The following is an 18,446-nucleotide window of genomic DNA, read 5'->3' as shown; positions in this document are numbered from 1 at the left end:
ATCGGCTTAGGCGTAGACTTGCAATCAGTTTTTGCAAATAAATGCAAATAAAAACCACCTGTTAATCACCGCGCACAATGTAAAGTAAAGTTTACGAAAAAAAGTTCAAAATAATCATCAATTTTCTTATGCACCAAAAAATCTTTACTACAATGTAAGAAATATCAGAAGTTTGTGAGGTATTTTGGGGTAGTAAATGTTGATCAAGTTCAAATATATTGTTGCTTGATATGAAATGATTAGAATATTAAACTAATTTCTTATAAACACTGGTTTTTTCTAATTTTTTGATAAAACGAAGTAGAAGTTAATATGCAATCAATACAAGGAAACATTATGAACAAAGTAGCAATTGCAGTAGCAGCAGTGGTAGCTGGTAGTAGCGCGCTTTTAAACTCTGCTCAAGCTGAAATGTACATCGGGGGCAAAGTGGGCATGACTACACTTGACGACGCTTGCTATCTAAATAGCCCTTGTGATGATGAAGCGTTCGGTGCAGGACTACATATCGGTTATGACTTTACCGATATCATCGGGCTAGAGTACGGCGTAGACTTCTTAGGCGACTACAAAGCTAACTCGATGTCAGGGGCTAATACGATTAATACGATTGACGGCAATCTAACGGCTTTAACACTTGCACCTAAATTCAACTGGCACTTAAACGACTCTTGGAATCTGTTTGCTAAGATCGGTGGTGCTTACATGATGTCTGATGACGAAACAGACTTTGTCCCAACAGGTTCTTTGGGTGCTGAATACTCGATCGATAGAAACTGGAGTGTTCGCGCTGAATACCAACGTTACCAAGACATGTCTGACGACGTGTGGGACGACATGGATGCTAACTTCTTTGGTATCGGTGTTAACTACAAATTCGCAGCAGCTCCAGTTGTTGCAGCAGTTGTAACGGAAGAAGTGATCGAGCCAGATCCAGAACCAGTGATGATGAGCAAGGTGCACAAAGAAGAGTACGGTACAGGTACGTTTGAATTCGATAGTGCTAAGTTAACAGAGTCCGTTTCTGAACGTCTGGACAACTTTGTTTCATTCTTGAACGAATATCCTCAAGCTCAAGTAGAGATTACTGGTTACACGGATAGCTCAGGCCCTGCGGCATACAACCAAAAACTGTCTGAGCGTCGTGCTCAATCTGTTGCTGATTACCTAACCGCAGCTGGCATTGGTTCAGATCGTTTGACAGTTAAAGGTATGGGTGAAGAAAACCCAGTTGCTGACAACAGCACTCGCGAAGGTCGTGAGAAAAACCGTCGCGTAGAAGTTGTGGTACCTTCATTTGAATACCAAGAGCTAGTTCAACCAGAATAAGCATCTATGATTCATGATCGATGATGTGGTAAAAATTAATGGGGTGCATTTGCACCCCATTTTGATCTCATATTAAGGGATATTGCCACTATGGTTTTGGGAAAAAGATCAACTCATTATCTTGCACCATAACGCAATCCATACCAGCTGCATGCGCCGCTCGCTTCCCCAACTCAGTATCCTCGAACACAAGACACTGTGACGCCTCCAAGTCGAGTTGTTCCGCGGCCACCAAAAAGGTATCTGGAAAGGGTTTATGGTTCTCTACATCACTCGCGGTTACTACAACATCCAACTTGTCTAATAAACCTGCATGACTTAATAAGCGCATGGCACTTTCTCGTTGACTGCCAGTCCCGACTGCAATTTTCTTATGGCCTAAATATTCCTCTAACACGATGTTCGTGCAAGGAATAACGTCACCATGAAGCTCCATAGCAGCGAATGTTTCCATTTTAAATGTCGCGACAGTTTTAGGATCTAACGAAAGCTCATGCACACGATTTAGTTCCTCAACAATTTTAAAGCTCGGCATCCCTCCCAAACTGTGAAACCATTCCTGGCAAAACGGAAAATCAAAACGCTCAGCAGTTGCTTGCCAAGCTGCCAAGTGGGCTGGCATGGTATCGATTAGAGTACCATCCATATCAAATATGAATCCCTCATAGGGTCTAAAATCAATCGTGCTCATGTCTTTTCTTCTATTTGTGCATCTGTAATGTTAATTTATCAACTCTTTCAATCGTCCTTACCGGCATTTACTTATCATGCTCAAAATTTCGAACTCCGTCACAATTCAAGAGTGGGAAATTCAATTATCCCCAATTAGAGCTCAAGGAAATGGTGGCCAGAACGTTAACAAGGTAGCGTCCGCTATACACCTGCGCTTTGATATCCGGCATTCAAGCTTACCTGACTTTTACAAAGAGCGATTACTTGCACTTTCTGATAGTCGTATAAGTAAAGATGGCGTGATCATCATCAAAGCGCAACAATTTCGGACACAAGAACAAAATAAGGAAGACGCCCTAAATCGGCTTCAAGCATTAATAAAAGCTGCCGCTTTACAGGAGAAGAAGCGTATTAAAACGAAACCAACCCGCGCTTCTCAACGCCGACGACTTGATACAAAAAACAAGCACGGAGCGAAAAAACAGCAACGTAAAAAAGTGCTGTATTAGTGCATGTCGTTTTCTCGACATGTTAGTTGAACAACGTTTGCTAGCCCTTGGAAATCTCATTGGATTTCTCTTTTTAGTTACTTATTCAGGAAACAACAATATGACTATTAGGCAAAAACTCTACTTCCTCGGAGTTATCGCCATTTTAGGCATCGTGGCCCTTTTGGGTACGTCATCCCATTTTGAAAATAAGAGCAATGATCTAAATCACGCCATCACACTCGTTGGTGATCTAGAAATACGCTTACTCAACTTACGCAGAAATGAAAAAGATTTCCTACTACGTAGTAATGACAAATATCTAAATAAGTTTGACGCCAATGTTGACAAGTTTATAGGCACAGAAAAAGAGCTTGCGAACATACTCAAGAGTAATGAATTACCTTCCAGTCAACAATTTAAGCAAGACTTGCTCGCATACCAAAGGGGCTTTCAGAATCTGGTCAGCGCTTACCAACGATACGGGCTTGATTCAAAGAGTGGGCTTCTCGCTGGTTACGAACAAGCACTATTAGAAGCAAAACAACGTTCAGACCACCAGCAGTTATTGGCATTAGTCCGTTTTGACTCTGCGGTAAAAGCAGGACTATTCAATAGTGACTTGCTTGAGGGGCAATATGCTCCTGAGCTTATCAAAACAGGTAAGCAATTGGCGGCCCAAAAGCAAGTTGTTGGGGTTGCTTATGACAAAGGCCTACTCGGTGAAACTCGCGCATTATCTCATGCCGTAGAAGAGCAATTTGAAACCTTTTCCACAGCCCTTAGCTCTGCTGCCGCACAACGTGATGAACAAATGTCGACCATCAAGCAAGTCATTACAGCTCTGATCTTAGTCGTTATTTTCGCATTGATTTGGCAAATTTCACGTTCAATCAACACGCGAGTGAATAGCTTACTTGGCACCATTCGAAGTATCAGCGAAACGAACAACATGGGACTTCGATCTGATTTGAAAGGTCAAGACGAGCTATTTGATATCAGTCATCACCTCAATGACCTATTGGATAAGCTTGAGCATCTAATTAGTAGTACCCAAGAAAAATCGGCGCAACTCACTGCAAGTACCGATAATATGCATCGTGAGTTAGAAGGCGTTATGGAGCAATTCCACACGCAAACTGACCACACAGCATCAATGGCGACGGCAGTTCAGCAAATGGTTGCCACAATAGGTGAAATCTCTGAAAGCACATCAGTTGCGGTAGAAGGCGTACATCAGGCAGCGAATAATGCCGAACAAGGTCGAGGAGTTGTTGAGGCGACGGTAACCAACATCGGTCAACTAACCACGATTTTATCAAACAGCCAGCAGTCGATTGGCTCGCTGAATCAGCATGTAGATAAAATTGGTGGTGCCGTGAACATAATCCAAGAAATAGCAGAGCAAACCAACCTACTAGCTCTCAACGCAGCAATTGAAGCCGCGCGAGCAGGCGAACAAGGCCGCGGGTTTGCAGTTGTCGCCGATGAAGTACGTGCCCTAGCTAGCCGAACTCATCAATCCACTGAGGAAATCACGCGGGTCGTTGCAGATATTCAAACTCAAATGTCTACAGTTGTTGCTGATATTGATCAATGTAACGATCAAGGGCAACAAACACTTAATGCTTCTGAAAAACTGGATTCTAGCCTACAGCAGATCATCACTGACATGCATTCAATTCAAGGTAATTCGGAGCGCATAGCTTCAGCAATTGAAGAACAAGGTATCGTTATGAACCAAGTTAGCGGTTCAATCACCGAGCTAAACGCAATATCTGAGAATAACATGCAATCCGCTCAGGAATGCTTGCATGAAGTGAACTCTGTCTCTGCTCAAGCTCATGATATGGATGAAGCCGTTGCACAATTCAAAACTGCGCTAAAATAACCCTTTTTCAAAATAGAAAGCCCGAGGCAATCATTGCTTCGGGCTTTTTTCAATTGTCACTTCGTGCTTACTGCGCACTTCGGATGTGATTATTCATCATCAAGAGGAACCAGCTTGGTGTTGCCACCATGAACTTTCTCACGCTGTCTTTGCACCAGAGCGTAGAAGCCTGGGATCAAGAATGTACCTGCTAGAAGCACACACAATAGACCACCAATCAGCGACACGCCGAGTGAGTTTTGACTCACGTGCCCCGCGCCAGCGGCAAAGATAAGCGGGAAGATACCCAAAATAAATGACCAAGATGTCATATTCACAGCGCGGAAACGTAAAGTGCCTCCTTTAACCGCTGCACTATCGATATCAGCATCTTTTTCTTCTCGCTCTTGCTTGGCGAACTCCACAATCAAAATTGCGTTTTTCGCCGCCAAGGCTATGAGCAAGACAAGACCAATTTGGGCATACAAGTTAAGCGGCGTGCCAGTTAGATTCAACGCAAGGAAGGAACCTAACGTTGCTACTGGGACCACCAAAATAATAGCCAGTGGAATACTCCAACTCTCATACTGAGCCACCATAAACAAGTAAATGAAGATCAAAGCCAGCGCAAACGCATAAATGGCTTGGTTACCCGCGAGCACTTCCTGATAAGCCATACCTGTCCATTCATACGTGTACCCTTGCGGAAGAACTTCAGCAGCAACGCGTTCCATTGCTGCAATCGCATCACCACTAGAGTAACCCGGAGCTGGTTGGCCTTGAATGATAGCACTGCGGTACATGTTGTAACGCCACGCCACATCAGGCTCAAACACTTGCTCGTAGCTAACTAGCGTACTTAACGGAACCATATCACCGTTCGAAGAACGAACATGGAAACGCTCTAGATCTTCCATGCTGCTACGGTGCTGGCTATCAGCTTGCATGGTTACGCGGAAGTTCTTACCAAACATGGTGAAGTCATTCACATAAAGCGAACCTAAGTTGCCTTGCAAGGTTTGGAAAATAGACGACAGCGAAATACCTAATTGCTGCGCTTTCTCACGATCGATATCAACGTAGTAGTGCGGAACATTCGCGCGGAACGTGCTAAACGTGTAGGCAATTTCAGGCGCTTGGTTAGCCGTTTGGATCATTTCTCCCATGACCATCGACAAATCGGTACGACTTCGACCTAGCGTGTCTTCAAGCACAAACTCAAAACCAGACGCAGCGCCCATACCAGGAACCGCCGGTGGTCCCATCGCAAAAACAACCGCTTGAGGTAACTCTGTCGCCGCTCGCCCATTAATACGTGCCGCGATAGCATTAGCAGAGTGCTCTCCTTGCAGCGAGTTACGAGTATCCCAGTCATGCAATTTGATAAATACAGAAGCACCGTTTGATGCTGCTGCGCCTGTCATAAACGAGTAACCGTTCGCAACCGTCACACCATCCACACCAGGTTCTTCACCGATCATTTTCATTAAATCATTGGTGACTTCTTCAGTACGTGATAAAGAGGCTGAATCTGGTAGCTGTACGTTAACCAGCAAAATGCCTTTATCTTCTTGAGGAACAAACGCTGTAGAGGTAGTTTTCGCAAAGAAAGTGACCGCTGCGATAGCAACTATAAAGAACGTCACGAGCAGTAAAGACTTCTTCACCAAGAAACCAGCGATCTGGCCATAACGCGTAGTGATGCGCTCTAAGCCTCGGTTGAAAGCCTGGAACCAGTTAGCGGTATTGCCCCCACCCTGCTTCAATACCAGAGAACAAAGTGCTGGAGACAGCGTCAATGCATTGATGGATGAAATCACAACCGAAATACAGATGGTCAAAGCGAACTGGCGATACATGATACCGGTGATACCTGGCAGCATGGCGACGGGTATGAATACCGCAAGTAGAACCAAGGTCGACGTGATGATTGGGCCCGTTACTTCTTTCATAGCTAGCAACGTCGCTTTACGCGGTGAGATGGTTGGGTCTTTCGCCATGGTAGTATCGACGTTTTCGATAACCAGAATCGCATCGTCCACCACGATACCAATCGCAAGGATCAAGCCAAACAAAGTAACCGTATTAATGGTGAAGCCCGTTGCCTGCATGATGGCAAACGTACCAATCAGAGAAACGGGGATCGCGACAACAGGAATCAACGTTGCACGCGCACTACCCAAGAACAAGTAAGTTACAGCAATCACCAATAGAATCGCTTCAATCAGTGTTTTTACTACCCCTTTGATCGATTCAGATACGAACACGGTTGTATCGTAGCTGGTCTCGTATTCCATTCCCTCTGGGAAGTTTTTGCTCAAGCCTTCAAGGAGCTCCATGACGGCCTGACCACTTTCTAACGCATTCGCATCCGATTGAAGAGACAACGCAACGATTGACGCGTCCTGGCCACGGAACTTACCGTTACCATCGTAGAACTTTTTGCCTAGTTCAACGCGAGCAACATCTTTCAGATAAACCGTAGAGCCATTGGGATTAGCTCGAAGGACTACGTTCTCAAACTCATTCACGCTTTCCAAGCGACCTTTGGTCACAAGGTTAAACTGAACTTCTTGCGGATTGTTGTATGGTGCTGCACCTACACGCCCTGCCGCAACTTGAACGTTCTGTTCAGCCAAAGCGGCGTATACGTCTGACGTGGTTAGCTTAAGGTTGGCCATTTTTTCAGGATCTAACCAAACACGCATTGCGTATTCGCCACCACCAATCACGTTAACTTCACTGATACCTTTCGCACGAGCCAACTGATCTTTTACATTCAAGTTAATGTAGTTAATCAAGAACTGATCATCGTATTTGCCATCAGGTGAATAGAAGTTAAGTACCATCAGCAAGTCAGGTGAACGCTTTTTCACCGTCACACCAACCATGCGAACTTCTTGAGGCAGTTTTGACTCAATCTGTGACACGCGGTTTTGCACGTTAACTTGCGCCATATCTGGATCGGTGCCGACATCAAACGTGACGTTTAGGCTGTAAGAGCCATCGTTCGCGCTCTTTGAAGACATGTATATCATATCCTCAACGCCGTTGACTGAGGTCTCTATGGGGTCAGCAATGGCCTGCTCGACAACTTCCGCACTCGCACCGGTGTAGTATGCCGAAACGCTGACTGATGGCGGACTTATCTGTGGGTACTCCGCCACTGGCAAAATCGCCAGTGAGATCGCGCCGGCTAGCGTTAATATGATCGAAATAACCAGCGCGAATTTAGGTCTCTGAATAAAGAAACGACTTAACATAGTGCCCCCTACTGCTTATCTTCAGCAGGTGCTTGAAGGCGCACTTCTACACCATTACGCACACGTTGTAGGCCTTGTGTAATAACTGTATCTTCCTGATCGAGCCCTTCTCGAATGATAATACCTTGTTCAACCTGAGGGCCAAGCTCTACGTTACGACGCTCTGCGACATTTCCCTCAGCCATCACCATCACAAAGTCACCTTCTAAGTCAGTCTGAACGGCACGTCGTGGAATAACAATAACGTCCTTCGTATTCTTATCTCTTAAGTTCACTTTGATGTGCTGACCCGGAAGTAACTTCTGCTCTGGGTTTGGCACTAGCGCACGCATTGCAATCGTACCCGTTTTGGTGTCAATACGATTACCTAAGAAATCGAGCTTACCCAGATGCTCAAAAAACTGACCATTTTCCAGCTCAAGCTGAACTTCAACGCGGTTTGATTCTGCTGAGCCGTCGCCTTTGACTTGATCCATACCCATGGCTAAACGCTCGCGCTCACTCACACTAAATGAAGTATGCACTGGGTCTAAGCTCACCAATGTCGTCAGCACGCCAGATGATGGAGAAACCAGATCACCCGTACTCACTTTGGTATCACTAATACGTCCGCTAAAAGGTGCTCGGATTTGAGTATAGGAAAGGTTAACTTCAGCAAGTTTAAGTTGAGCATTTGCCGCTTCTAGCTCTGCTCTCGCACCAAGAAGTGCCGCTGTTAAAGCATCAAACTCAGATTGAGAGATACTACCGCGAGGCAACAAGTTTTTACCTCGAGTATGATCTAATTCGGCTTTTTTTAGCGCCGCTTTAGCTTGTTCAAGTGCGGCTTTAGCACTCGCGACTTGGGCTTCAAAAGAAGATGGCTCGATAGAGTAAAGGAGCTGCCCTTTTTCTACCATTTGCCCCTCTTCAAAGTGACGAGCTTTTAAGTAGCCAGAAATCTGCGCGGTAATATTGGTATCTTCTACTGCTTCAATGCGACCGATATAAGACTTGCTCGGTTGGTAGTCGATAACCGTGACATCCTGAGTCACTACGAGAGGCGCTTGACCTTTCGTTTGGGCATTATTAGCTTCCCCGCATCCAGCGAGGATTGCTGTAGCCGCCATTAGTGCGACAAGTGGTTTCTTTTGCATGTATTTACCGTCTTTATAGAACAGGATATTGTTGAATTCCTATCAACCTTACTCCTTGCTGCCACTGAAAACTTCACTGAAAAGCGCCCAAGGTGTTTCTAAATGTAAACATGAGAAACAAAAGGAAAATAAAGTAATTTAGTTAACAGTGGTATTCAATGAGCAATATACATACAACTCAATCATAACTATTTAATATACGCCTTAGGAGATCGCGAGTTTTAATTTGAGTTTGGAAACACTAACGGGAGTATTGTATTCGGGCGTAAAGTGAGATTCAGTGCTCAAGATAAGAACGTTTTATGGCTAAAAAGGTAAAAAGTGACGCCTTCATACTCAAGACCCCGATTTTGACTATTTTTTTAATATAAATGGGTTATCATTCAATTAATTCAACGCCTTCGACAGAGAGGATGACTATGATTTCTAAATGGGCGAAACGCTTTTACCAGATGGCAGAACTAGTGGCATCTTGGAGTAAGGACCCATCAACACAAGTCGGTGCCGTTATTACTAAACAGAATCGCATTGTATCTGTTGGATTTAATGGCTATCCGCATGGTGTTTCTGACAGTGTCGACACCGATGAGCGCGAGTTGAAATACCTTAAAACACTGCACGCGGAAGAGAACGCAATTTTGTTCTCAAAACGTGACTTAGACGGATGTGATATTTGGGTAACGCATTTTCCTTGCCCTAACTGCGCGGCAAAGATCATTCAAACAGGGATCTCACACGTACACTGCCCTGAGCAGTCTGAAGACTTTTTATCTCGCTGGGGAGATAAAATCCAAGTCAGTCAAGATATGTTCGATCAAGCGGGTGTGAAAGTCGACTGGTTACCACTAGAAGACATTGAAATTGAAGACAAAGACGTGCGCTAGTATTCCATCTTAATATTTAAATAGCCCAGGAAGATCTGGGCTATTTTGTTATTAAATCTGCAAAAGGTCTCGACGTAGTCTTTTAACTGTGTTTTTTCGCTGTAAGCTCAGCAATTTTGACGATAACGAGTACTGATTTTTCCATCATTTCAACAGAAATAAACTCATGAATTCCGTGGAAGTTAAAACCGCCGGTGAAGATATTCGGGCACGGCAAACCCATAAAAGATAAACGAGCACCATCTGTACCACCACGAATAGGTTTTATAATCGGTTCCACATCACACGCTTCCATCGCTTGCTTTGCCAGCTCAATGATATGAGGGTAAGGCTCAACCATTTCTCTCATATTGTAATAGCTGTCTTTTATTTTTAGCTCTACAGAACCATGGCGTAAACCCGTGTTCATTTCATCGACGAGTTTCTGCATAAAGGCTTTTCGATCCTCAAGTCTTTGACGGTCAAAGTCTCTAATAATGTAACCTAGCTCGCTTCGTGCAACGCCCATTTCTGCCGATTTTAGATGGAAGAACCCTTCGTAACCTTCGGTTGTTTCCGGAGTTTGATCTTGGGGCATTTGAACTTGAAATTTCGCAGCCAAGTTCATCGCATTGACCATTTTGCCTTTTGCAGTACCTGGATGAACGCTAACACCATGAAAAATTACATCAGCGTTTGCTGCATTAAAGTTTTCGTATTCCAACTCACCTTGCGGGCCACCATCTATAGTGTATGCCCATTTCGCGCCAAATTTTTTAACATTAAACAAATCTGCACCACGACCGATTTCTTCATCCGGAGTAAAACCGATACAAATGTCGCCGTGTGGAATGTCTGGGTTTTCCAGTAGCAGAGCTACCGCGGAAAGAATCTCTGCGATACCGGCTTTGTTATCCGCGCCAAGTAATGTAGTGCCATCGGTAGTAATAAGATTGTGGCCATGTAGGTGATGTAAATCTGGGTATTGCACGGGAGATAACACTTCATCCCCCAACCCTAATGCAATATCGCCACCCTGGTAATCTTCGATGAATTGCGGCTTTACGTTTTTGCCAGATGCATCCGGCGCGGTATCCATATGGGCAATGAAGCCGATAGGAGGAACCTCATAATCAACATTGGCTGGCAGTTTAGCCATCAAGTAGCCATTTTTATCCAAAGTCACGTCACTTAAACCAAGCTCGATCATCTCTTTTTTAAGTAACTCAGCAAACACAAGCTGACCAGGTGAACTTGGGCAAAGCGTCACATGTGGATTGGATTGGGTATCAAACGTGACGTATCGAAGAAATCTTTCAACTAAATGTTTCATATTTATTCTCATTGTTTTGTACGATGAGGCCTTATCACGCATTGATAAGCTGACGTTGCCTCATCAAACCTCACGCTATGTTACGCTCTTAGCTCAATAAGAATTTGCTTTGAATCATTTTTTGATAAGAAAGGCTTTTGCGCTTTGCTTTCGCTCATTGAAGCATGAATTTAATCTAAAAGTTCCTCAGCCAGTACTCGCCACTCTTTAACCTTTTCACGAAAATGACGCCATTGCTTATCGGTCATCGAACGAGAAACATCTAATGTCAGTTGATCAACCAATGCAAAGTTAGAGTCAATATTCAGAGAAAGCTGCTCACTATAATAACTCTCTGGCTCGAACAAGAGTCGCATAAATATATCTTGATAAGTCACAACATTAGATTTGTTGTCGAACAAGTATTCGAGCTCTTGATATACCGTGGCTCGATAATCTCTCCATAAAGGGCTGTTTAAAATAACTTGCTGAGAAAATGTTTGAGCTAATTGACGCTGATTTCCTGATAGATTCCCTAGCCATTCTTCCATCCACTCTTCAGTGTTATCCAGAATAATTTCACGCACTTCGTCTTCTGTCTTATCGGCATATTTTGCGTTTCGCTCTTGATAATGTTCTTGTACATTACTCAAAAACTCGCGTTCTTGCTCTTTCGTTAATTGCAAACTTAACGCAAAAAGATCTGGTGCTGCTTTGCTGACCACTCTATCGTAATGCGCTCGCATTCTATCTCGATTTTTTTGTAAGTAATTTAAGGTGATATCGCTCGCTTTTAATCTCTCAAGGTCTTTTAAATGTTCGATATATAATGGTAACTCCTCTTTCTTGTGCCAGTCTGCCAACAATAATAAACGCTCTTCCACTAGGACTTCTTGTTCCCCTTGCAACGAGACATAGTCCTCTAAGTAATCGAGCACGAACCAATCGATATTGCTGTATAAAAACTTTTTCGCACAACCGGCAAGCAGAAATACGAAACAAAATAGAAGGCCATAACGAAGCGCCTTATTAGATACATCCTTTAATTTAGTCACTTATTCGTATTCCCTTTTCTGTTGATTAAGTTCTATACTCAACCTGTATCACTTAGTATTGCGGCAAACTTACACCAGTGTGACAAATATTGATTGCCACCTTAATAATATATAGAGTTTGAAATTAACTTTTTGATCACAGCTATCCGCAAAAAAGTGAGTTAGAGCGCAATTATCGGCTAAAAAACGTACCGAACGACGCTCCCTATAACGGCATATAATTTGCATGGATGTTTTTTGGATGGTTTATGGAGGCGAAGTATGGCAGCCGCTGAGCAACTTGATACCAGTGTAGAATATGAGATTCGATATTTTGAACAGGGGAAAATGCACTGCATGAGAGTCATTGCTGAAAGCAAAAAAGTGGCTTATCAGTACTATTTGGAGTGTGGTAAGCACAACAGTGACTTGTACTCTATTCGCCCAGACAAGTAAAAAAACCGCCTAACAGGCGGTTTTTTTATTCGTCAGAATCAATATAACTGTTTGATTTTATTTATTATTACAGATTCAAATCCAACAATGTTATTTGATGTCGCCAAAGCGCTCAAGATAAAGGACGGTTGCTGCAGTACGAGAAGGAACTTGAAGCTTTTTAAGTAAACTCTTCATATGTACTTTAACCGTAGACTCAGAGATAAAAAGACGATCGGCAATTTGCTTGTTGCGGAAACCTCTTGCCACCTCTCTTAAGATCTGCGATTCACGATCGGTCAGTGTATCAAACACGTCCTCTTGCTCTGAACGTTCACTCAAATACTTAGAAACTTCTTGGCTGTATGCCTTGTCCCCTTGGTGCGCTTGTTTTAGCAACTCAACCAACTCATCGGGCTCAGTGTCTTTCAATAAATAGCCATCGGCACCACTTCGAACTATTGCTTCGATATCTGCTGGGCTATCTGAAACGGTTAGAATGACAATTCTGGCTTCACAGCCATCTGCACGCAGTGCTTGCAAAGTATCAAGGCCAGACATGCCTTTCATATTAAGATCAAGAAGTACAAGATCCAGTTCCAGCTCATGCGCTTTCGCTACTGCATCCGCGCCATTACTTGCTTCTGCAATGACCTCAAACTCAGGCTCAAAGCTTAAAAGCTGGTGGATACCTCTTCGCATGAGTGGATGATCATCCACCAGCATTACTTTACACACTGTCACTGTTTACTTCCTTACTATGTTGGAATTCTAATTTTACGGTACAACCTTTGTTTATCGATGCTTCGATGTGCAGATCGGCATGCAGTCTAGCGGCCCGCTCTTGCATGATACTCATACCGTAATGATTTAATTTTTCGTCTTGATGTTCAAAGCCTATTCCATCGTCGCTAACGGTTACTGTGACTTTTCCATCATTATCGAGACATTGAATGTGAATATTATCTGCTTGCGCATGTTTGATAGCATTAATTGCCGCTTCTCTTATCAACTGTAGTAAATGAACCTGCTGATGTGCATCCAGTTCAGTTGATGAAAGTCTATTTTTTAGCGTAATGTCTGCAGCAGTTTGTTCACTGAGCGTTTCAACCATGTCTTGCAATGCTTGGCCAAAACTGCCCTCTTTAATCGTAAGACGAAACGTCGTCAGTAACTCGCGTAACTGCGTATAAGCCGCAGATAAGCCCGTATCTAGCTCAGCAATAACTTGATTAGCCTGCGCGATCGCCTTTTCGTCAGGCAAGTTCTTTACGCTTCTCTTTAACAAAGCGACCTGAATTTTTAAGTAAGAGAGTGCTTGAGCCAATGAATCATGCAACTCCCGAGCAATAGTCGCTCGCTCTTCCATCAGCAGAATTTGTTCTGCTTGGCGCTGCGCCCGATTGTAATACACGGCGCGTGATAAAATCTGCACGAAGTTGTCAATAAGAGCCTCGTTCGGACAAGGTAACCCTGCTTTCCAATATAAATAGCCCAAGTGCTCACCATCTAGCATCAGGGCTTTACCGTGGCAATCTTCATCACAATCTTGGCAGCATTCTTCTCCTTCCATCAATATCCAGCTCGGTTCTCCCAGCTGCTCGATTTCAAGTTTGACCGCTTTAATGCCCTCAAGACTGACGATATGCTGCAAAATCGCCTGGAAATTGTCTTGATTAATACGCGACGCCGTGAGTTCTTTTGACGAGTCATACAGCACCTCTAAAGACTGGTTGGCATGCTGCAATTTACGTGTTTTCTCATCAACCGCTTGTTCTAATCCTCGGTACAACTTACCAAGGTCTGTCGCCATCCGATTAAAGGTTCGAGTCAGTATTCCCATTTCATTATCGCTGGATACATTGAGCGATATATTAAATGAGCGATTTTTAATTTGCTCGCTAGCAAAAACTAAAGCACGCAGAGGCCGAACAACTTCGAGGCGCACAAAATGAACGACAAACATACTGACACAAAGAATGCCACCCAACCCTAACCCGCCGATCCAGGCTAAGTTAATCAGTTTTTGCTCCGAAAAGCTTTGTAGCTTAAATACAAACTCATCGATTTGTTCAACAAAACCGGCCACTAGGAGTTGATATTCTGCCGGGTTGTCTCCTCTAAGCACCGCCTTGAGTTCATGCCATCTGATAATAAGACGGTAGTAATCGTGAGTGATGTCTTCTGGCACAGACCAATGCTGAAGCGCTTTCATTGAAGGTGAATATATCGAATTTTCAAATGCGTCAATATGTGAAGAATAGTCAACAGATTTAACCTGAATATCATTCGCTAGACGGTAGCTTTGCATTCGCATCGAGCCAGCAACATTGACGGCTTCAGCATCGTTCAAACTGGACGCTAACGTAAAAATCGCAAAACCAGTCGTAGCAACTGAGAGCAGCAAAATAAGAAGCATTGCGGACGCAATCGTGCGCGTCACCGACTTTTTCACATTTTTAAACAATCTGAGTTCCTCGCCCATTAACAATCCTATTTGTACGTGCAATGAACCCATTACCTTTCAACTTTATCAATATGTGATCACCTGCGACGGAATTTATTGATCCAAAACAATATTGCATACCATTTACCCCCTAAGAGGTATTTATACAAATATGTCAAAAACTACAATTTCGTTAGTTTAAATGACAGTTTATTAATGAAAATTGTGGACTATGCTTAGTTTGGGTTCCAAGTTTCGAGGTGACTAAGTGGTAGACCTTTCCAGAAGAAGACTCTTTGCAAGAAAAGCGCACCCCGACAACGCCGTACGTTTGCCTTGGTTAACTAAACCGCAACAGTTTACGGACGATTGCACTCGCTGCGGTAAATGCATTGAGGCCTGTGAAACAAAGATTATAACCAAAAGTGATGGCGGATTCCCCTCGGTCGATTTTTCCATCGATGAATGCACATTTTGCTATCAATGTGCAAACGCCTGTCCTGAGCCCCTTTTCTTGCCAGAAACAGAACAACCTTGGCAAGCAAAAGCAAGTATCAACGATAACTGCTTAGCAAAACAAAATGTCGAATGCCGAAGCTGTGGGGATATGTGCGACCCGATGGCAATTCAGTTCAAATTAGAACTGGGGAAAGTAGCACAACCCAATTTAGACCTTGATGAGTGTAACGGCTGCGGCGCCTGTGTTTCAGTGTGCCCGACTTCATCCATCAATGTGAGCAATACAACAGCCTAAGCCGAATGTCGTCGGCCAAAGGCAATAAAAATAAATGAGAGAGCTATATGTCACTAAATGAAGTGCATATTTCAAGTTTGGTAGTACATGTGCTGCCGGAACATTTGGACGAAATCAAACAAAAGATAGAAGCACACGAAAATGCGGAAATCTATGGTGACAGTCCTGAAGGCAAGATTATCGTCGTACTTGAAACTGAGAACCAAGGTTTCATCACAGACACTATCGATGCCATTAATAATTTACCGAACGTCTTAAGCACGGTATTGGTTTATCACCAAATCGAAACTGGGCTTGAAGAAACGGATGAAGAAGACACTGGAACACAACATTCCCAAATCGAGGGTGAAGTATGAAAATGACAAGACGTGCGTTTGTGAAAGCAAACGCGGCTGCATCAGCTGCTGCTGTCGCAGGTGTGACACTACCAGCATCTGCAGCCAACCTGATTGCAAGCTCTGATCAAACCAAAATCACATGGGACAAAGCACCTTGTCGTTTCTGTGGTACAGGCTGTTCTGTTCTTGTTGGCACTCAAAACGGCAAAGTGGTAGCAACACAGGGTGACCCAGAAGCACCAGTAAACAAAGGTCTGAACTGCATCAAAGGTTACTTCCTTTCTAAGATCATGTACGGTCAAGACCGTCTAACTCAACCGATGCTACGAATGAAAGATGGCAAATTCCACAAAGATGGTGAATTTACACCTATCTCTTGGGATGACGCTTTCGACATCATGGCTGAGAAATGGAAAGCTTCCCTCGAGAAAAAAGGCCCAACAAGCGTAGGTATGTTTGGCTCAGGCCAATGGACAGTAATGGAAGGCTACGCTGCGTCAAAGTTAATGAAAGCAGGCTTCCGATCAAACAACATTGATCCAAACGCTCGTCACTGTATGGCTTCTGCCGTTGTAGGTTTCATGCGCGCATTCGGTATCGATGAGCCAATGGGTTGTTACGATGACTTTGAGAACGCAGACGCTTTCGTTCTTTGGGGCTCAAACATGGCAGAGATGCACCCGGTTCTATGGACTCGCATTACTGACCGCCGCCTAAGCCACCCTCACGTTAAAGTGAACGTGCTTTCTACTTACTACCATCGTTCATTTGAGTTGGCAGACCACGGCTACATTTTCAATCCTCAGTCTGACCTTGCAATTGCTAACTTCATCGCAAACTACATCATCGAAAACGATGCAGTAAACTGGGACTTCGTGAACAAACACACGAACTTCACTCAAGCAGACACTGACATCGGCTACGGTCTACGTGACGATGATCCGCTACAAAAAGCAGCGAAGAACCCGAACTCTGGCAAACTCACTTCTATCTCATTCGAAGAGTACAAGAAATCAGTAGCGCCATACACAGTAGAAAAAGCATCTGAAATCTCTGGTGTTGAGAAAGAGAAGCTTATCGAGCTTGCGAAGCAATACGCGGATCCAAACACGAAAGTGATGTCTCTATGGACGATGGGTATGAACCAGCATACTCGTGGTGTATGGATGAATAACTTGGTTTACAACATCCACCTACTAACCGGTAAGATCTCGACTCCGGGGAACAGCCCATTCTCACTAACGGGCCAACCATCAGCATGTGGTACCGCTCGTGAGGTTGGTACGTTTGCTCACCGCCTACCAGCGGACATGGTGGTTGCTAACCCTAAACACCGTAAGATTGCAGAAGACATCTGGAAACTGCCAGAAGGTACGATTCCACCAAAACCTGGCTTCCACGCCGTATTGCAAGACCGTATGCTGAATGACGGCGTTCTGAACTGTTACTGGGTTCAATGTAACAACAACATGCAAGCCGGTCCAAACATCAACACAGAGCGTCTTCCAGGTTACCGCAACCCAGAAAACTTCATCGTTGTGTCTGACCCATACCCGACAGCAACAGCACAAGCAGCAGACCTTATTCTTCCTACCGCTATGTGGATTGAAAAAGAAGGTGCTTACGGTAACGCAGAGCGTCGTACCCAAGCTTGGTACCAACAAGTGGGCACAGTCGGTCAAGCAAAATCGGACCTTTGGCAACTAATGGAGTTCTCGAAACGCTTCAAAATGGAAGAAGTATGGCCTGAAGAGCTTCTAGCGAAAGCGCCTCAATACCGTGGTAAAACAATGTACGACGTACTTTACCGCAATGGTAACGTCGACAAATTCCCTATCGAAGAAGCTCGTGAACTGAATGACGATGCTCACCACTTCGGTTTCTATGTTCAAAAAGGTCTGTTTGAGGAATACGCAACATTTGGCCGTGGTCACGGGCATGATTTGGCTCCATACGACCGCTACCACCAAGTACGTGGTCTACGTTGGCCTGTTGTTGATGGTAAGGAAACACAGTGGCGCTTTAAAGAAGGTTCAGACCCATACGCGAAAGAAGGCTCTGGTTGGGACTTCTACGGCAATGCTGACGGCAAAGCGAAGATCATTTCCGCGCCATACGAAGCGCCACCAGAAGTACCGAACGATGAATTTGATATGTGGTTATGTACTGGTCGTGTTCTTGAACATTGGCACACAGGCACCATGACTCGTCGTGTACCTGAATTATACAAAGCAGTACCAGACGCAGTGTGTTACATGCACCCAGAAGACGCAAAAGCACGCAATGTTCGTCGTGGTGAAGAAGTACTCCTGGCAAACAAACGCGGTGAAGTACGCGTTCGTGTTGAAACTCGCGGTCGTAACCGTCCGCCAAAAGGTTTGGTATTCGTACCGTTCTTTGATGCACGTATTTTGATTAACAAGCTTATCCTAGATGCGACTGATCCACTGTCTAAACAGACAGACTTTAAGAAGTGCCCAGTCAAAATCACTAAGATTGCTTAACC

15 protein-coding genes are annotated in these 18,446 nt (G+C 44.1%); 8 read left to right on the top strand and 7 right to left on the bottom strand.

The features are described from left to right. Positions 1 to 336 precede the first annotated feature (336 nt). A complete protein-coding gene (locus R7R24_RS00805) occupies positions 337 to 1,329 on the top strand; it encodes an OmpA family protein (protein ID WP_047101223.1) in 993 nt (330 codons plus the stop codon). 88 nt (positions 1,330 to 1,417) lie between these two features. Here the strand turns inward: R7R24_RS00805 and R7R24_RS00800 are convergent, their stop codons facing one another. After that, a complete protein-coding gene (locus R7R24_RS00800) occupies positions 1,418 to 2,020 on the bottom strand; it encodes a beta-phosphoglucomutase family hydrolase (RefSeq protein ID WP_017819896.1) in 603 nt (200 codons plus the stop codon). 76 nt (positions 2,021 to 2,096) lie between these two features. Between R7R24_RS00800 and arfB the strand changes: the two genes are divergently transcribed. Both arfB and R7R24_RS00790 read left to right on the top strand, forming a co-directional pair. After that, positions 2,097 to 2,510 carry an alternative ribosome rescue aminoacyl-tRNA hydrolase ArfB gene (gene arfB / locus R7R24_RS00795; protein ID WP_017635196.1) on the top strand — a complete coding sequence of 138 codons (414 nt, stop codon included), beginning with the start codon at positions 2,097 to 2,099 and terminating at the stop codon, positions 2,508 to 2,510. A 100-nt stretch (positions 2,511 to 2,610) separates the two neighbouring features. After that, positions 2,611 to 4,380 (top strand): methyl-accepting chemotaxis protein, encoded by a 1,770-nt coding sequence (locus tag R7R24_RS00790; RefSeq protein ID WP_206946576.1) that lies wholly within the window; start codon positions 2,611 to 2,613, stop codon positions 4,378 to 4,380. 89 nt (positions 4,381 to 4,469) lie between these two features. Here the strand turns inward: R7R24_RS00790 and vmeZ are convergent, their stop codons facing one another. Beyond that, entirely contained in the window at positions 4,470 to 7,622 is a 3,153-nt protein-coding gene (gene vmeZ / locus R7R24_RS00785; protein ID WP_172563733.1) for a multidrug efflux RND transporter permease subunit VmeZ, read from the bottom strand. An 8-nt stretch (positions 7,623 to 7,630) separates the two neighbouring features. Beyond that, the gene (gene vmeY / locus R7R24_RS00780) at positions 7,631 to 8,758 is read right to left on the bottom strand and encodes a multidrug efflux RND transporter periplasmic adaptor subunit VmeY (RefSeq protein WP_213883401.1); all 1,128 of its coding nucleotides are present in this window, start codon (positions 8,756 to 8,758) and stop codon (positions 7,631 to 7,633) included. Positions 8,759 to 9,177: 419 nt separating this feature from the next. On the opposite strand from vmeY, the gene R7R24_RS00775 reads away from it, so the two are divergent. Next, complete coding sequence (locus R7R24_RS00775; RefSeq protein WP_005373515.1) at positions 9,178 to 9,642, top strand: dCMP deaminase family protein; 465 nt, start codon at positions 9,178 to 9,180, stop codon at positions 9,640 to 9,642. 82 nt (positions 9,643 to 9,724) lie between these two features. Here R7R24_RS00775 and pepT read toward each other — a convergent pair whose 3' ends face one another. Further along, positions 9,725 to 10,954, bottom strand: coding sequence for a peptidase T (gene pepT / locus R7R24_RS00770; RefSeq protein WP_042522671.1), 1,230 nt, complete (start codon positions 10,952 to 10,954; stop codon positions 9,725 to 9,727). Positions 10,955 to 11,124: 170 nt separating this feature from the next. Then, a complete protein-coding gene (locus R7R24_RS00765; protein WP_149192122.1) occupies positions 11,125 to 11,988 on the bottom strand; it encodes a DUF6279 family lipoprotein in 864 nt (287 codons plus the stop codon). A 261-nt stretch (positions 11,989 to 12,249) separates the two neighbouring features. On the opposite strand from R7R24_RS00765, the gene R7R24_RS00760 reads away from it, so the two are divergent. Further along, positions 12,250 to 12,423, top strand: a complete 174-nt coding sequence (locus R7R24_RS00760) for a hypothetical protein (protein WP_005373524.1) — start codon at positions 12,250 to 12,252, stop codon at positions 12,421 to 12,423. Between the two features lie 90 nt (positions 12,424 to 12,513). On the opposite strand, the gene R7R24_RS00755 is transcribed toward R7R24_RS00760, so the two are convergent. Together R7R24_RS00755 and narQ are read right to left on the bottom strand one after the other, a co-directional pair. Further along, positions 12,514 to 13,128, bottom strand: coding sequence for a response regulator (locus R7R24_RS00755; protein WP_031777156.1), 615 nt, complete (start codon positions 13,126 to 13,128; stop codon positions 12,514 to 12,516). Positions 13,129 to 13,132: 4 nt separating this feature from the next. Then, the gene (gene narQ, locus R7R24_RS00750; RefSeq protein WP_025998659.1) at positions 13,133 to 14,869 is read right to left on the bottom strand and encodes a nitrate/nitrite two-component system sensor histidine kinase NarQ; all 1,737 of its coding nucleotides are present in this window, start codon (positions 14,867 to 14,869) and stop codon (positions 13,133 to 13,135) included. A gap of 247 nt (positions 14,870 to 15,116) precedes the next feature. Here narQ and napF point away from each other — a divergent pair, with 247 nt between their 5' ends. The 3 genes from napF to napA are packed head-to-tail and all read left to right on the top strand — an operon-like array spanning position 15,117 to position 18,444. Further along, entirely contained in the window at positions 15,117 to 15,602 is a 486-nt protein-coding gene (gene napF, locus R7R24_RS00745) for a ferredoxin-type protein NapF (RefSeq protein ID WP_005373529.1), read from the top strand. Between the two features lie 47 nt (positions 15,603 to 15,649). Beyond that, positions 15,650 to 15,958 (top strand): chaperone NapD, encoded by a 309-nt coding sequence (locus R7R24_RS00740; protein ID WP_005373535.1) that lies wholly within the window; start codon positions 15,650 to 15,652, stop codon positions 15,956 to 15,958. Further along, positions 15,955 to 18,444, top strand: a complete 2,490-nt coding sequence (gene napA / locus R7R24_RS00735) for a periplasmic nitrate reductase subunit alpha (RefSeq protein ID WP_213883399.1) — start codon at positions 15,955 to 15,957, stop codon at positions 18,442 to 18,444. Before R7R24_RS00740 ends, napA begins: the two co-directional genes overlap by 4 nt. Positions 18,445 to 18,446: the final 2 nt, after the last annotated feature.

This window comes from Vibrio sp. 704 (genome assembly GCF_033339295.1).
The sequence above is the reverse complement of the archived record's forward strand: the minus strand, read 5'-3'. Positions and strand labels throughout refer to the sequence as shown.